The 16,053-nt window shown below is 48.9% G+C and carries 12 protein-coding genes; 8 read left to right on the top strand and 4 right to left on the bottom strand.

The genetic code is table 11. The annotated features are described in order from the left end of the window. Positions 1-210 precede the first annotated feature (210 nt). Complete coding sequence (locus NZD86_RS16705) at positions 211-1,470, bottom strand: glycosyltransferase family 39 protein (protein WP_268043185.1); 1,260 nt, start codon at positions 1,468-1,470, stop codon at positions 211-213. A gap of 180 nt (positions 1,471-1,650) precedes the next feature. Between NZD86_RS16705 and tkt the strand changes: the two genes are divergently transcribed. After that, positions 1,651-3,642: a transketolase gene (gene tkt / locus NZD86_RS16700; protein WP_268043184.1), complete on the top strand. Its 1,992-nt coding sequence runs from the start codon at positions 1,651-1,653 to the stop codon at positions 3,640-3,642. A 258-nt stretch (positions 3,643-3,900) separates the two neighbouring features. On the opposite strand, the gene NZD86_RS16695 is transcribed toward tkt, so the two are convergent. Beyond that, on the bottom strand, positions 3,901-4,506 hold the full coding sequence (locus tag NZD86_RS16695) for a methyltransferase (RefSeq protein WP_268043183.1): 606 nt from the start codon (positions 4,504-4,506) through the stop codon (positions 3,901-3,903). Positions 4,507-5,775: 1,269 nt separating this feature from the next. After that, positions 5,776-7,263, bottom strand: coding sequence for a phospholipase D-like domain-containing protein (locus NZD86_RS16690; RefSeq protein ID WP_326492579.1), 1,488 nt, complete (start codon positions 7,261-7,263; stop codon positions 5,776-5,778). Positions 7,264-7,464: 201 nt separating this feature from the next. Here NZD86_RS16690 and NZD86_RS16685 point away from each other — a divergent pair, with 201 nt between their 5' ends. Together NZD86_RS16685 and NZD86_RS16680 are read left to right on the top strand one after the other, a co-directional pair. Further along, positions 7,465-8,115: a phosphatase PAP2 family protein gene (locus NZD86_RS16685; protein ID WP_268043180.1), complete on the top strand. Its 651-nt coding sequence runs from the start codon at positions 7,465-7,467 to the stop codon at positions 8,113-8,115. Positions 8,116-8,350: 235 nt separating this feature from the next. After that, positions 8,351-8,968 (top strand): dienelactone hydrolase family protein, encoded by a 618-nt coding sequence (locus NZD86_RS16680; protein WP_268043179.1) that lies wholly within the window; start codon positions 8,351-8,353, stop codon positions 8,966-8,968. 176 nt (positions 8,969-9,144) lie between these two features. Here the strand turns inward: NZD86_RS16680 and NZD86_RS16675 are convergent, their stop codons facing one another. Next, positions 9,145-10,218: a tetratricopeptide repeat-containing glycosyltransferase family 2 protein gene (locus NZD86_RS16675; protein ID WP_268043178.1), complete on the bottom strand. Its 1,074-nt coding sequence runs from the start codon at positions 10,216-10,218 to the stop codon at positions 9,145-9,147. A 174-nt stretch (positions 10,219-10,392) separates the two neighbouring features. Here NZD86_RS16675 and NZD86_RS16670 point away from each other — a divergent pair, with 174 nt between their 5' ends. From NZD86_RS16670 to NZD86_RS16650, 5 genes are all read left to right on the top strand, one after another. Next, a complete protein-coding gene (locus tag NZD86_RS16670; protein ID WP_268043177.1) occupies positions 10,393-12,723 on the top strand; it encodes a collagen-like protein in 2,331 nt (776 codons plus the stop codon). Between the two features lie 606 nt (positions 12,724-13,329). Continuing rightward, the gene (locus NZD86_RS16665) at positions 13,330-13,767 is read left to right on the top strand and encodes a MarR family winged helix-turn-helix transcriptional regulator (RefSeq protein WP_268043176.1); all 438 of its coding nucleotides are present in this window, start codon (positions 13,330-13,332) and stop codon (positions 13,765-13,767) included. Between the two features lie 133 nt (positions 13,768-13,900). Beyond that, positions 13,901-14,614 (top strand): SDR family NAD(P)-dependent oxidoreductase, encoded by a 714-nt coding sequence (locus tag NZD86_RS16660; RefSeq protein WP_268043175.1) that lies wholly within the window; start codon positions 13,901-13,903, stop codon positions 14,612-14,614. 128 nt (positions 14,615-14,742) lie between these two features. After that, positions 14,743-15,150, top strand: coding sequence for an SRPBCC family protein (locus NZD86_RS16655; protein ID WP_268043173.1), 408 nt, complete (start codon positions 14,743-14,745; stop codon positions 15,148-15,150). A gap of 379 nt (positions 15,151-15,529) precedes the next feature. Beyond that, the gene (locus NZD86_RS16650; protein WP_268043172.1) at positions 15,530-15,865 is read left to right on the top strand and encodes a GNAT family N-acetyltransferase; all 336 of its coding nucleotides are present in this window, start codon (positions 15,530-15,532) and stop codon (positions 15,863-15,865) included. Positions 15,866-16,053: the final 188 nt, after the last annotated feature.

Below are 16,053 nucleotides of genomic sequence, written 5' to 3'. Positions count from 1 at the left end.
GGCAGCAAACAAGGGACTACCAGTCCGCTACAGGCTCGCCCGGCCTCCGCGCACCACCGCACCACCGCTCTGGCGCGCCCGGCCCTCGCGCACCACCGCTGCTTGCCCTAGCCTGCCTACGCCACCGCCGCCACGGCCCGCTCCCCAAAACATCCCCTCGATCACGCTCGTGAACACCCTGCAGCACCAAGACGTGCCAACTATCCGCGATCACTCAGCCTCACGCTCGCCGTTTCGCATCGCTTGCCATGCGGACACGAGTCCGACGCCGACGAATACAGCGAACAATGGCATAAGCGGATAGCGGAAACGGTCCCAGGCTGGAAAGAAGAAGAAGAAGCACGTGTTGTAGAGGGCGAAAGTCAACAGAAGCAGCGCATTGCGCCAAGCTCCTATTCGCCGAACAACGACCATCACAATGCCGATGGCAGCGGCGGCCATAAAGAGAAAGTAGAAGGTCGTGTTGATCGCGTCAATCGGCTTCGTCAGGTGATCCAAGCCTGGGGCAACGTGGAAGGTGTACCATGTCGAATTGACGTCATCCTTATATAAGTCCCAGATTTTCATGAACCCATGTAGCACAGTTGTTGGGATGTGATGAAATATGAAATCCGTGGCTGTATGTTCCGCGACTTTATTTTTCACGATCTCGTCGTTAATGTGCAAAATTGGGTTGACGGCTGGGTTCCAGGACCAAAAGTAGCCGCCATTTGTGTGTGTTCCTTGCCACAGGTTGACGCCGCCGTTTGTGGAGACGAGGACCATGTGGTGCATGCTGACAAGGTTGCGAATCGTGACCGGGAGGATGGCGACGAACATGGCGATGCCAAGCGTGAGCGCACGGCCGATGCTGTGCGCGAAGCGGCGACGCGCGATGAGAAGTTCGTAGAGAAAGATGAAAATCGGGAAGGCGAGCGGGATCGGGCGGACATCACAGGACAGGCCGAGGATGAGTCCGGATGCGATCGTCCACAGAAGAGGCCGAGCGGTGCCCTCGGCACGGGCTTTCAAATAAAGGAGAAGCGACGTGAGCAAGAGTGCCGTGAACAGCTCTTCTGACCCGAGAATGGCATTCCATTCAATATGACTTGGTAGCAGAGAATAGGCCACCGCTGCGCAAATGGCTATCGATTGACGATGAAACAGACGCATAGAAATGACATAGATGAGGCCGACGATGACGGTGCTCAAAATGACATTAACTGCTAGTCCGACAATGACATAAGAGCCCGTGATTCGAAAAATCAAGGATAAAAAGAAAGGCCATCCAATTGGCCAGTAGGCGGTCGGATGCCCCATCCAATTGTAGCCTTGGCCGTTTGCGAGCATTTTGGCGTGATCGAAGTACCATAGGAAATCTGCTTTTTGCTCGGGGTGCATGAACAGGAGCCAGACGCCCCTAAAAATGAGATTGAGTGCGAGAATGTCCCAAATCCAGTGTTTGGACGGTTGTGATTGCTTTCGAGGCATGATCGAACTCCTTCCTATCGTGTACATGGTACCGTATGTGAGCCGTTCTGGCGACATTTTCAACCAATATTAGGTTGGGATTCGGGAAAAATGAATACTGCAGGAGACTGTAATAAGTGAAAATCCTGGATTGTGGTATATTAAGACCATCAACGAAAATATAGCGCGGGGAGTGGAAATATGCCATTTACAGACCAAGATCAATTGGCAGTGAAAACGATTCGCACCCTTTCAATTGATGCTGTTGAAAAGGCGAATTCAGGACACCCAGGTTTACCGATGGGTGCGGCTCCGATGGCTTACGTGTTGTGGAGCCGTTTTATGAAGTTCAACCCGGAAAATCCACACTGGTTAAACCGTGACAGGTTTGTTTTGTCGGCTGGCCATGGTTCGATACTTCTCTACAGCCTGCTTCATTTGACGGGCTACGATGTGTCGATGGATGATTTGAAATCGTTCCGCCAGTGGGGATCGAGAACGCCGGGCCATCCTGAATACGGCCATACACCCGGTGTCGATACGACCACGGGTCCACTGGGGCAAGGTATTGCAACAGCCGTCGGTTTCGCCATGGCAGAGCGTTTTATGGCCGCCACGTTCAACAAAGAGGGACATGACCTCGTCGATCACTATACATACGTCATCTGCGGCGACGGCGACTTGATGGAGGGCATCTCTGGTGAGGCCAGTTCGTTGGCGGGTCACCTTGGACTCAACAAACTGATTGTGCTGTATGACTCAAACAATATTTCCCTGGACGGCCCGACTGATTGGACCTTCACAGAGGATGTAAAAATGCGCTATCGTGCGTATGGCTGGAATGTCCTTCGCGTCGAGGACGGAAATGACTTGGACGAGATCGAACAAGCCATTGCACAAGCGAAAGGATTCAAAGACGCGCCGACGCTGATTGAAGTGAAGACGGTCATCGGCTACGGTGCGCCAAACAAACAGGGTACATCTGGCGCACACGGAAGCCCGCTCGGTGCGGACGAAGCAAAACTCGCAAAAGAGACGTATGGCTGGAAGTACGAAGAGTTCTTCGTTCCGGACGAGATTCGCACGCTGTTCGCTGACCTGAAGAGTCGCGTGCAGGCTGAAGAATCAGACTGGCAGAAAGCATACGAGGCATACAAATCCGCGTTTCCGAAGGACGCCGAGGTACTGGAGAAGGCGCTCGCCGGGGACCCGAACGTCGACTTTGACGCTGTCCTTCCGGAATTCAAGGATTCCACCTCAACGCGCGATGCGTTCGGCAAAGTCATCAACGCCATCGCACCGCACATGCCGACGTTGCTTGGTGGATCGGCTGACTTGTCGGGATCGAACAAGACGCTCATCAAAAACGAGGAACATTTCCAACAACCGGACTACGCCGGCAAAAACGTATTCTACGGCGTACGCGAGCACGCGATGGGTGCCATGCTCAACGGCTTGACACTACACGGCGGTATTTTCGCCTACGCGGGGACGTTTCTCGTCTTCGTCGATTATCTCCGACCAGCCGTGCGTTTGGCAGCACTGATGAAACAGCCGGCCATGTACATCCTCACACACGACAGCATCGCTGTCGGTGAAGATGGGCCCACGCATGAGCCGGTCGAGCAGCTCGCTTCGCTGCGCGTGATTCCTGGTCTTCGCGTGTTCCGTCCAGCCGACGGCACAGAAACAGGACTCGCCGTGAAGTACGCTCTGACACACCGAGATGCGCCAGTTGCCTTGGCACTGACGCGTCAAGGATTGCCGACCCTGGACGAAATTAAGGCGAACAAGGATTCGTTTGATAAGGGTGGCTACGTCATTTACCAGAACGGTGACGGGTCCGATCTCGCTTTGTTAGCCTCCGGTTCCGAAGTCCACCTGGTCCTCGCAGTCGGCAAGAAGCTTGCGGACGAGGGTGTGAAAGTTCGCGTCGTCAGCTTCCCGTCGCTCGAAGTGTTTGACGGACAGGACGCAAGCTACCGGGAACAAGTGCTCCCTGCGAATGTCACCAAGCGCGTCGCCGTTGAAATGGCGCACCCCATGAGCTGGTATAAGTACGTGGGTTCCGCGGGTAAGGTTGTCGGGATCGATCGCTTCGGCGCTTCCGCACCCGGGAACATTGTCGTCAAGGAATATGGATTTACTGAGGACAACGTGTATAGCATCGTAAAAGATGTTTTGAATAAGTAACAGGTTCAAGCGTCGAGGCCGCCCCGTGTGGGCGGCCTTTTGGCTTGTATTGGGCACGATCTTACCCGAACTTACGACGTTGGGACCCTTCTTGGGATACCATCGATGTAAACAAGGAATCAGGGAACCGTTGTTAGTACTGTATATGCTGACCATGGAAAGTTGTAAATCGAAAAATAAAGTCGTGTACTGAAGAATAGAGTTTTACACTAGCGGCAGGATTACAGGTGATGTTTTATCACTCTGTCTCGCCTACTCTTATACACCCAACCGATAAATCAAAAACCGCTCATACGGGTTATTAACGGACAAATCTCCTAAGGTAACTTCCGCTTGCAGTTCAAATGGGGTTTCGTTTTCCAGGAAGAAAATATAGTCATCTAACGGGTAGTACAAAAGAAGGTCCAATTCTCGAGGCGTTTTTTCAAAGGACTTTAAGATGTTGCCGATTACTTTCATGAAGATTTGGACTGAAAACGGGTTAAAAAAATAAAAACGATCATCGGATGGATTGATACGATAATCCTCTGCTAAGCAGTGATAGAACTGAATTTGCCGTTTGCTAACTCTGTTTCTTCTGATGTAGTTCTTTAGATTTTCTTGCGCACTCTGATAAAAAGTCTCGTTCATTTCGACACCCACAACCGATGCTTGAAAAAGATAATGGACGAAAAAGTTCAACCGCCCTTTTCCGCACCCGAAATCAACCAAGCGATTGCTGCTCTTTACTTCATACGATTCAAAAAGTTGTTCGAGTGCACTGTAAGGGGTGGGCTCATAACGGTAATAGTGGAAACCACTTGGAAATTCTTGATTTCCACCTGTCTTGATATGCAGCAATTTATCATAGTACTTTTCTTTCATCTGAGAGCGTGTCTCCTAGTCATTTTTATTGACATCGTGCAGCCCTTAAAGGACGCAAGGGTTGACTTATTGTATTATGACTACAAACCAAATCTTATCCAATACTTCGAAGGTGGAAAATCGACTGAGACCGTAATGAAGTAATCAGTACGCTTGAGAGTCATTGCAATGTCTAAACGCGTAGGCCACGGTGACTGCTATCTGCACCACTGCGGGATATGACATGATGTTCTTCGGTTAACGGAGGCTTATATCAGGACTCGGGCGTAAACACCTGTGCATGAAAATACAGTTCCCAAGGGGCTACCGCTATGGTGCTATCGTTAGGTTTATACTTGTTTTTATAGATAAATTGGGAGTGGCTAAAATGATTCTACTTCAATACTTTGAACGGTCAGATTTTGGACAGCTAATTGAATGGATAACGTCGCCAGAGTTAAGGTACAGTGAGTTCAAGAATGACAAACAGGGCTCTTCTACTAAGGAGTGCCCTCTTTTGATCCAAAGAATTTTTCTGTAAGTTATTATCAACGTTGCTTAGAGTATTCTGTTCGCTCTATACTGTATTCCTAGTCAAGTTATTTCACCCGTACTCTCCCCGACATTGCTAATGTTAGCGCGGTGTCGGGATTTTTTTGTGTTAACTCCTTGAGTAAAAGCCTACTTTTTTCGTATCAGTGCTTAGGCTTTTTACTATCTCTGTCGCGTTAGCTAATTCTTTTGTCATTTCCTCAGTACAATTTTTGCAGAATCGTCCCATGTTGGTAGGAGTCCCGCATCGTTCACATTGGATGGTCATATTAGGAAAATCAATGAGAAGTAGAACACCCTCCTTAATAAAACTGGGATACAACCTCAATGGGAATATCGGTTTAATGTACCACTTCGGGCAATGTGGCCATTGGATGTTTCTTTAAGTAGGACCGTACAACTTCGAGTAGCTGTTTTTCTTCCTTGATACACTGCGGGCATATGTCCCGTACTGTTTTTTGAAATAACCTGTCATATCTTTTGCAGTTACTAACAGCCATGGTTCTTTCTCCAAAGTTCTAGTGTAAATGAAGGGTGTATAACTAATCGTCGTAATGTAATCTGAGATTATTGTAACAATGAATTTTGGAAAACAAAAAGAAACCCATTGCAACTCTGTTTCATGTTATAGGCTGTGGATGTTCTTATTTAACTTACGGGGTCCAATTATGAATTTCTATGATAACGATAGAGTTCATGTTGGCAACTGGTGCATCAGATGCTCAAAATGTATATCATCTACAAAAGAGGTGAAAGCAGCCGTGCTGCCTGCTCCCGAATGCGTTGTGGAACAGAACGTCTTTGTAGGTCTTCAATCCGAAGTGGTATGGAATTCGAGACATCACGATTAAATTGTTCCGTCAGTCCTCGCGCGACGTCTACGTTGTACACGACTTCACACACTTCGTAATCAAGACGAAAACTCCTCATGTCGTAGTTGGCTGCGCCTACAATAGACAGTTCTCCATCGATCGTCATTACCTTTGCGTGTAACATGCCCTTGTCATACAGGTAAATGTGAACTCCGGCTTCCACGAGTTCTCCGTAGTAGGTGCGACTTGCAGGACCTACCACTCCAGGAACCACGCGATGTGGAACCAGCAACCGTACGCGCACACCACGAGCTACTGCTGTCTTTATCGCCATAATGATATCCGCGTCAGGAATAAAGTACGGGGTCGTGATATCAATCGTCTTGTCGGCTTGAGTAACGCAAGTAAAGTACGCCTGGCGAACGATTTGAGTCGGAATCTCGGGGTTCCCTTCCAATGTCTGTACGTAAGCGTAGGGCCTTTCTGTGCTCAACTCGGTTTCCGACGTACCACCAAAGGTGGCTATCTCTGTATTCCAAGCGGTTGACAATCGAGAGTGGGCGGCGATCGGCGCTTCGATGTTCCGTAATCGGTATTGAGCTCTTTCACTCCCTCTCCTTAGCAGTACCCGTTCTGGCGAAGCGATTTTCCAATGGGCGTCAAAAATGTCCTGCAAGTCGGATTGGACTTCACCAACGATTCGTAGATGGGTGTCCCGCCAAAACCCGATATTCGGGTTCAATCCAAGATACTCATCCCCAGCGTTAATTCCACCCGTAAACGCTTCTCTTCCATCGATTACGACGATTTTGCAGTGGTCGCGGTAATTTAGCGTGGACAGTACCCAAGGGAAACGCAACGGGAACATCGTCCGGCATTCGATGCCAGCATCCATCATCCGGGCGATCTCACTCCGCGGGAATTTGCGACTTGCCCATCCGTCTCTAATAAAACGGATTCGTACGCCTTCCCTGGCACGCTCAATCAGCAGTTCTGTCATGCGACTGCCAATGCCGTCATGCCGGAAGATGTAATACTCCAAATCAATGGTTCGTTGCGCGTTGTGTAAGGATTCCATGAGTGTCGCGAATGTTTCGCTGCCATTTGTAAGTACCTGGACTCGACTAGTTTTAAGCCCATGAACAGAGAATTGGCGTAACGAATGGGCAATAACCGAAGATGAGCGGCTAAATGAATCAGGCAGCTTGTCCGACTCATTGTATGGGGAGGTTAGTCTTTCCCTACGAATTCGCAAGGGGTTGGACGTAATGAGATAGCCTACAAACCCGAGGATCGGCAAAACAAACCCGACAGTAAGCCACGTCAACGCCTGAGCTGGTCGGCGTGCCTCACGAATCGCTACAACTAACATAAGGACGGTGTTTACAAAATACAGCCAGAAAATCCACCTCAAGAACTTCACTTCTCGTCTCTGTCAAACCCGTACAGACGCTGACGGTTCACTTACCCTTACACATTTCCTTGTATGTTTTCCGGTTTTGTTATCAAGCATGCTTTTGTAAGTACGAAGAATGAATTAGATCTCCCATAAATTACCTGTAAATACACCTCCGTTCGATGTCACACACTAGGCACACGGGAAAGGAGGGTATCCATGCACCCGCATCAAAAGAAAAAATTGCTCTCTTCCGGACTGTTCATTATTTCGTTTCTCATCACGTTCGCTCTATTTGTCGAAAAACTGGAACTCCACCGATTGCTTGGCTTTGACACGCGAATCATTAATGTAGTCCAAAGAAAAATTGATGCTCCAAACACCCGACTGATGAAATTTTTCACATTCTTAGGTTCTCCAATATCGATTTCCGTTTTGGTCATGCTCGTTGCAATGACTTTTTGTCGTAAAGGACAAATACGGGAAGCCACATGTATGATCATTGCGAATGCAGCAGGAGCAGGGTTCAATGAAGGTTTGAAGTATATTTTCAGACGACAGCGCCCGGACATTCATCGGTTGGTTCCTGCTCACGGATACAGTTTCCCAAGCGGCCATTCAATGGGTTCGGTCATGTTCTACGGGACACTATGCTATTTCATTTGCAGACAACTAACCAATGGATTGTTAAAAATCTTACTTTGTACGGCTAGTGGATTGATGATCATGATAACGGGGGTCAGTCGGATTTACCTCGGTGTGCACTATCCCAGTGATGTCGTGTCCGGCTATGCGGCAGCAGGGGCTTGGCTAAGTGCTTCTATTAAAGGGTTCAACGCGTTTTTGTTCAAAGGACCTAGATACCATTGAATTCAGTCACCCCAGTGAGGACATCTAGATTGTTAAAAAGAGCCGTTTGACAGCATTCAATGGCATTTCGCGATTCCCTTGGTGGTCCTGCAAGGTTTTCAACAATGACCTCTGACGGGAGCGTAGAGAGAAGTAGTGTAGATTCACCATTGTGGTACCGACGGGGGCAAGAGCGACAGATCGTTCTGCAGTTAACGGTTATGCGACATTAGGGAAGATGACTGGAGGAAATTAAGTGATACTAACATACCACAACCATTCAGACACAGTTGTTGTAGTTCTTCACGAAATCTATGGGGTAAATCAACACATAAAAAATGTTTGCGAACGATTATCAGAAGTTGGGTATGACGTAGTGTGTCCTGACTTAGTGGGCAAAGATGAACGGTACAGTTATGATCAGGAGGACATAGCATACAAGAACTTCATGAATGTGGGTTTCATGCAAGTAGCGGACAATGCTCGTTTTACGCTAAGGCAATTGAGAACGATATATTCAACTGTGTATGTCGTTGGATACCGTGTTGGAGCCACTACTGCATGGCTATGTGGTGCAGAGCCAGGATTGGTTGATGCCTTAGTTGCTTATTATGGGTCACGTATTCGAGACTACCTGGGTATGCAGCCCCAATGCCCTTCATTATTGTTACTCCCGATACAAGAGACATCTTTCAACGTGGATGAAGTGATTGCGAAACTACGTGAGAAAGTCAACGTGAGTGTTCACAAGTACGATGGGCTACATGGATTCGCAGATCCTCAAAACCATAACTACTCCGAATTGGCATCTAGGCAGGCGTTTGACGATACCATACGGTTCTTTTCCAATATATCTAAATCGTTATTGGACTAAATGGGGCTTTAGCGACAGAAGTCACGGGCACCCCTTATTGCGTTAAAGGGCGGAAGAATCCACGATTGGACCGTCGTTGGGTAGCCCACTCTCGATTTCTTTAATGCGAGAAAGCGATATCATCTGTTGCGAATAGGTCGTAATGCAAAAAAGATGTACGATGCGAGAACGCTTGCCTACTTGTTGATTACAGACTCTAAATATTTTTTATTGTGTAACACCTGTTCATCATTAGGTCGATATTTACGTGCAATTTCGTTATGTTCATAAGCTAGTTTGTATTCTCCTAGTCGATCATAGCAAACACAGAGCTGTATATGGGGCAGCCACGTCCAGCAGACCTCGTTGAAGAATCCCCAACTGTCCTTTGGTTTTTCAAGTTGGGTTGCGAGTTTGTACCAGAAAATCGCCTTCTGCCATTCAGTTTTTTGCATAAATCCATATCCAAGCCGACAGCAAAATTCTGCACGTGGAGTATCGTACTCAAATGATTTCAGTGTATATTTTCGTTCCCGTTCAATATCTCCTAAATGGTCATAACAATCGGCCAGTTTTCCGCACGCTCTAATATTATCTTCAACCCATCCTTGCTTTGAATTCAGAAACTTCAAGTAATACTCGATGGCCTGTTCATATTTCTTATGGTCCAAGCATTCGTTTGCATAATAAAAAAGGTCACGAGGTGTGAATGTCTCCCCTGCAGCAAGTCGGCGTTCATAGATGCGAAAGTTACGGTCAGAGTCGTGCTCAACAGGGTGATGAGTAATGGCGATGTCGCTGTTTAGAATGTTGCCGCCCACGGCTAAATACTCGTGTACAGCTCCGTGCCATTGAAACCCATTGAGTCGTTTGACTAAGCGATTACGCCGCAAGCTGGAAGTCACATTTCCTTCGGAATCAAATGCAAGATGATAATGCATAGAAACTGCATCGACAGCAGGATCAAGGGTTTGCTTCAACTGGAGCAACTTCTGTCTCTCTGGTTCCAGGAGCACATCATCTGCATCGAGCCACAAGATGTAGTCGATCGAAGCATGGCTAAATGCAAAATTCCGAGCAGATGCAAAATCATCATTCCATTCAAAATCGAAAACTTTGTCAGTGTACCGACTCACGATTGCTTTGGTATTGTCGGTAGAGCCTGTATCAACAATTATGATTTCATCTACAATGTCCTTCACGGAGTCCAGGCATCGGCTAATGACTCCCGATTCGTTTTTTACAATCATACAGAGGCTGATGTTAATCATCTAAGCACCTCACAAGCCATCATGTTAGTCTCCTCATTTCATATTCTTCACCCCTTCAAGATGTCACGGTTAAAATGTCGGCCCTCCCCCCTAGACATACGCAAAGGACAAGTGCCGTTTCAAATTAAGGCACCCCCCCCATACGAATATAGGAAACATTTAGGGGGTGAACTTATGTCTGAATCCTGCCATCGTTGCGGGCACAGGCATTGTCAATGTAGAAAGGAACGTTGCAAGCAGTGCGGACACAGGCATTGTCAATGTAGAAAGGAACGTTGCAAGCAGTGCGGACACAGGCATTGTCAATGTAGAAAGGAACGTTGCAAGCAGTGCGGACACAGGCAATGTAGGTGCGAAGTCAAACAAGAAATTAAAGTCATAATCAAAGGAATTACAGGACCTTATGGGCCTACAGGCGCTACCGGCGCAACAGGACCTGCTGGAACAACTGGCGCTACCGGTGCAACTGGACCCGCTGGAACAACTGGCGCTACTGGTGCAACCGGACCTGCTGGTGTAACTGGGGCTACCGGAGAAACTGGCGCTACCGGTGCAACAGGACCTGCTGGAACAACTGGCTCTACCGGTGCAACCGGACCTGCTGGTGCAACTGGCGCTACCGGTGCAACCGGACCCGCTGGAACAACGGGCACTACCGGTGCAACCGGACCCGCTGGAACAACTGGCGCTACCGGTGCAACTGGACCCGCTGGAACAACGGGCGCTACTGGTGCAACCGGACCTGCTGGTGTAACTGGGGCTACTGGAGAAACTGGGGCTACCGGAGAAACAGGCGCTACCGGAGAAACAGGCGCTACCGGTGCAACCGGACCTGCTGGAACAACGGGCGCTACTGGTGCAACTGGACCCGCTGGAACAACGGGCGCTACTGGTGCAACCGGACCTGCTGGTGTAACTGGGGCTACCGGAGAAACTGGCGCTACCGGTGCAACCGGACCTGCTGGAACAACGGGCTCTACCGGTGCAACCGGACCTGCTGGTGCAACTGGCGCTACCGGTGCAACCGGACCCGCTGGAACAACGGGCACTACCGGTGCAACCGGACCCGCTGGAACAACTGGCGCTACCGGTGCAACTGGACCCGCTGGAACAACGGGCGCTACTGGTGCAACCGGACCTGCTGGTGTAACTGGGGCTACTGGAGAAACTGGGGCTACTGGAGAAACTGGGGCTACTGGAGAAACTGGGGCTACTGGAGAAACTGGGGCTACTGGAGAAACTGGGGCTACTGGAGAAACTGGGGCTACCGGAGAAACAGGCGCTACCGGAGAAACAGGCGCTACCGGAGAAACAGGCGCTACCGGAGAAACAGGCGCTACCGGTGCAACCGGACCTGCTGGAACAACGGGCGCTACTGGTGCAACCGGACCTGCTGGTGTAACTGGGGCTACTGGAGAAACAGGCGCTACTGGTGCAACAGGACCTGCTGGAACAACGGGCTCTACCGGTGCAACTGGACCTGCTGGTGCAACTGGCGCTACCGGTGCAACTGGACCCGCTGGAACAACGGGCGCTACTGGTGCAACCGGACCTACTGGTGCAACCGGACCTGCTGGTGCAACCGGACCTGCTGGTGTAACTGGGGCTACTGGAGAAACTGGGGCTACCGGAGAAACTGGGGCTACCGGAGAAACTGGGGCTACCGGAGAAACTGGGGCTACCGGAGAAACTGGGGCTACCGGAGAAACAGGCGCTACCGGTGCAACCGGACCTGCTGGAACAACTGGCGCTACTGGTGCAACAGGACCTGCTGGTGTAACTGGGGCTACCGGAGAAACAGGCGCTACCGGTGCAACCGGACCCGCTGGTGCAACTGGGGCTACCGGAGAAACAGGCGTTACCGGTGCAACCGGACCTGCTGGAACAACTGGCGCTACCGGTGCAACCGGACCTGCTGGTGCAACTGGGGCTACCGGAGAAACAGGCGCTACCGGTGCAACAGGACCTGCTGGAACAACAGGGGCTACCGGTGCAACCGGACCTACTGGAACAACAGGAGCTACTGGGCCTACAGGCGCCACCGGAGCTACGGGGTCTACAGGTGCTACTGGAGCAACAGGGGTATTAAGCTTTGCAGATTTTTATGCATTGATGCCTCCTGATAATTCAGCAACAGTTGCTCCAGGTACAGACGTAAGTTTTCCGGAAGATGGACCTACTAGTGGGACTACTATTACCCGTACTGGTCCCAGTTCATTTAACTTAGGTGCAATTGGCACCTACCAGGTCTTGTTTCAGGTGAGTGTGACCGAAGCGGGCCAACTGATTTTAACTCTCAATGGTGCTGACCTAGCCTATACGGTGGTCGGAAGAGCAACCGGTACTTCTCAGATAGTAGAAATGGCTCTTGTGACAACGACAGCCGTCAATTCCGTACTCACTGTACGGAATCCTGCTGGCGAATCAACGGCCCTAACCATCACTCCTCTCGCTGGAGGAACAAGGCCTGTGTCAGCACACCTTGTTATCACACAACTCGCATAGAGGGAAGTATAAAGGCAGTCACGCAGCGACGGATTGTGGATTTGCTACTCCACGGCTTGCCTCGACCATGTAAAGACCACGGACCAGTTGATTCGTGGTTTTTACTTTTACATAGGCTATTTTGTTGACGATTCTTGAACTATCGGGGGCAAACCTGCAACAAGGATCGTGGGTTGCATTGTATGAATATACATTTACGATGAGCCTGGTTTCCGTCGCTATAGGGCACGAGTGCGCAATAGCGTCACTTGTAGAAACCCTAGTAGGTGACTGAGTTTTTGAACAGTGAGAGAATAAAAATCAAGAATGATCACTTCCTTAGGTGCATGAATTGGATGCAGAGCAGTGGGTATATCCTTGAAAGGGAGAAGAGGCAGTAGAGCCTCGTATTGTGTGGTGAAGACTATAGAACGCGTAAAGAGAACGAGTAGCCCACCGAATCGATACAGGAGACTCGTTCAAATCGTACTGAACGTGGATGTCGGCTGTTCCGCAACCTCAACGTCACGATAAGCATGTTTGTACATGATTGACAAGAGCAACCGGGTGTAGTTTAATTTTGTTAACCGGTTAATAAATACGCCAAACTAGATTGGATGTTGACAAATGCAAACAGAATCGTTTCTGCGAGTGTTCGCGAATCTTGCACGAAAATCTAAGCAAGCTTTGGGGCAACAGCTTCAACGCTATGGAGTTCACTCCGGTCAGCAGTACCTCCTCGAACTTCTATGGGAGAGACCCGATGGTCTGACGGTAGGGGAAATAGCCGAACGACTGGATGTTGAAACTCCTTCGATCACCCGAACCGTTCAACGGATGACCCGCCAAGGATTCGTGGAAAAACATCCTCATCCCGTTGACGCTCGAGTAGTAATTGTAAAACTGACCAAGAAAGGGCAGGCACTTGAGCGTGTTATCCCACAGGCTATAAGCCATTTTGAGGAGCAAATGCTTGCCGGGCTCTCTGAAGTCGAACGGGCCTTTTTGATGCGCCTGATTAAACACATGCATCAGAATGTTGAAGACATCCCACCGGAGCCCTGACGATCCGCGAACATAGCACTTTGGAGCCGATCTGTTTTGCTCTTTTCATTAACCGGTTAACGTTTTATAAGCTGTTTGACTAATTCTTCCCAAAGGTCGTTTGGTTAATCCTCCAATGAAAGGGAGAGCTATTATGGATATTCGTGATAAGGTCGTTTTGATTACCGGAGCATCCGCTGGTATCGGTTTAGCCACAGTCCGCCGCTTTGCCACTGCTGGTGCTAAATTCGCACTAGTAGCTCGGTCTGCCGATGTACTCAAACATCTCGCCGAGGAGTTGCAGAGTCAGGGAAGTGACGCGATTGCTTTGCCTGCCGACGTGAGCGATCCGCAGCAAGTTCGCGGAGCTATTGAGGAGACGGTGCGCCACTTTGGTCGTCTGGATGTGATCATCAATAACGTAGGGCAGGCTGCAGTTGGCACGATTGCTGACCTCAGCCCAGATGACTTCCGAAAGATCATCGACCTCAATGTGTTTGGACCGATAGCAGCTATGCAAGCTGTAATCCCTATCATGCAAAAGCAAGGTGGAGGACTGATTATCAATATCAGTTCAGTGGTCTCCAAGATGAGTATTCCTGGATTGGGAGCCTATGCAGCTACCAAAGCCGCTTTAAACATGATTTCCGATACGGCTCGAAGTGAATTAGTCTCAGAGAATATTCGCGTAATTACAGTTTATCCGCGCTCGACCGCAACGGATTTTGGTAAAAACGCTCTAGGAACTCCGCGTGTAAGCCAGCAGCGACGAGAAGGTTCTCCCATGGTTGATACTCCTGAATTTGTCGCAGAGAAAATTTTGTTCGCAGCTTTACATGAGCCAGACGAGCAATATATGGATTCATGAGCTTCTGCTACCCTGCGCACATAGGATGTGGGGAACATTTTTCAGACGAAACGGACGCGATCATGATTTTAGGCAAATGAATCCCGCAATTCGGATCCGTGACTTTGCGTCTAAGGGAGGTGCAGTGGTTGGGTTCAATCCGTGAGGATATTTTGACCGCTAGGACTCCCGAGTATGTTTGGGATGCAATACGCGATATTGGCGCTGTCCATCGTCGCTTGGTTCCTGACCAAGTCGTGGATACTACCATGGACGGTGACATTAGAATTCTTACCTTCTCAAGTGGTGGAATGGCGCGAGAGCTTATCGTAGCCGTGGATGAAGAGGCACGTAGGATGGCATATGCAGTGATTGACGGCCCCGTGCCTCTTACACACCACCATGCTTCGTTTCAAGTGTTTTCAGCGGGCGAAAAGAATAGTCGGCTGGTTTGTATAACCGACTCTTTGCCTAATGAATTTGCAGAAGAAGTCCGACTGCGCGTTGAACGGCTAGCTAGGACGATGAAACAAACGATGGAAGCTTCAACTATGTAAAAAGTCGCACGCTACATAGACGTTTCCAGTTTTCGGAGCATGTAGGGCGGAAAGCCCTATAGTCTGCCCCAACCAAAGAATGGATTATGTCGTTATGAACTGATGGCATGTCTCTCGAAATTGTGAGACGTACCATTTTTGTAGAAATCTCGTAGGAAATCTACTTGCGTATACGGGGGGCATTTATCCAAGAAAATATTGCTCGGCATATCGTATGAAAATGCAAAGTTCAATACACCGTGTTTATTGCATTAGAGGGCAGGAGTACGCAATAGTAAGTATATTAGGATTACTAATGTATTTAGTAGACGTTGGATCGTCGAAAGCTAAAGGGGCGTAATAAATGATATCGCAAGATTTCAAAATCGAAACATCCTGATTGATTCTTAGACCTTTCACTGAAAATGATTGTAGGGCCATGTACAGGATCCAAAGTAAACCTGAAATGACCAAATATACTCCTGATGAACCTTGGATGAGTATGGATGACGCCTATAACTTCCTTAACTTTGCGAAGAGCTTATATGCAGACCAACAGGTTATTAAAGGGTTCCGGTATTTCTTTGCGGTGCAAGTGAAAGAATCTGGAGTTGTTATTGGGTATTGCGGATTAGGTGGTCCGGAGTTCGATCGCACACTTACGGAAGTCTTTATAGTATTGACTGCGATTACTGGGGAAATGGGTATGCAACGGAAACGGCTAACGCTCTGCTGAAATACGGGTTTACGACCTGAAGCTTAATAAAATAGTTGGGTTCGCAGATAAGGATAATTTGGCTTCTCTAGGTGTCCTTGAAAAAATCGGTTTAAGACGAGTTGGCAGTATTTCGGGGCTATCAACCCAATACGATTATTTTAACGGGGAATGTTTTTACGAATTGGAAAAATCAGATTGGATTGATT

The organism is Alicyclobacillus dauci (assembly GCF_026651605.1).
Classification (GTDB): domain Bacteria; phylum Bacillota; class Bacilli; order Alicyclobacillales; family Alicyclobacillaceae; genus Alicyclobacillus; species Alicyclobacillus dauci.
This window is presented reverse-complemented; position numbering and strand designations above follow the sequence as displayed.

What these genes read in the sequence shown, in the direction of transcription:
- NZD86_RS16705 (WP_268043185.1), bottom strand. Translation starts at nt 1,470, where the DNA reads ATGCCTCGAAAGCAATCACAACCGTCCAAACACTGGATTTGGGACATT.
- tkt (WP_268043184.1), top strand. Translation starts at nt 1,651, where the DNA reads ATGCCATTTACAGACCAAGATCAATTGGCAGTGAAAACGATTCGCACC.
- NZD86_RS16695 (WP_268043183.1), bottom strand. Translation starts at nt 4,506, where the DNA reads ATGAAAGAAAAGTACTATGATAAATTGCTGCATATCAAGACAGGTGGA.
- NZD86_RS16685 (WP_268043180.1), top strand. Translation starts at nt 7,465, where the DNA reads ATGCACCCGCATCAAAAGAAAAAATTGCTCTCTTCCGGACTGTTCATT.
- NZD86_RS16675 (WP_268043178.1), bottom strand. Translation starts at nt 10,218, where the DNA reads ATGATTAACATCAGCCTCTGTATGATTGTAAAAAACGAATCGGGAGTC.
- NZD86_RS16670 (WP_268043177.1), top strand. Translation starts at nt 10,393, where the DNA reads ATGTCTGAATCCTGCCATCGTTGCGGGCACAGGCATTGTCAATGTAGA.
- NZD86_RS16665 (WP_268043176.1), top strand. Translation starts at nt 13,330, where the DNA reads ATGCAAACAGAATCGTTTCTGCGAGTGTTCGCGAATCTTGCACGAAAA.
- NZD86_RS16660 (WP_268043175.1), top strand. Translation starts at nt 13,901, where the DNA reads ATGGATATTCGTGATAAGGTCGTTTTGATTACCGGAGCATCCGCTGGT.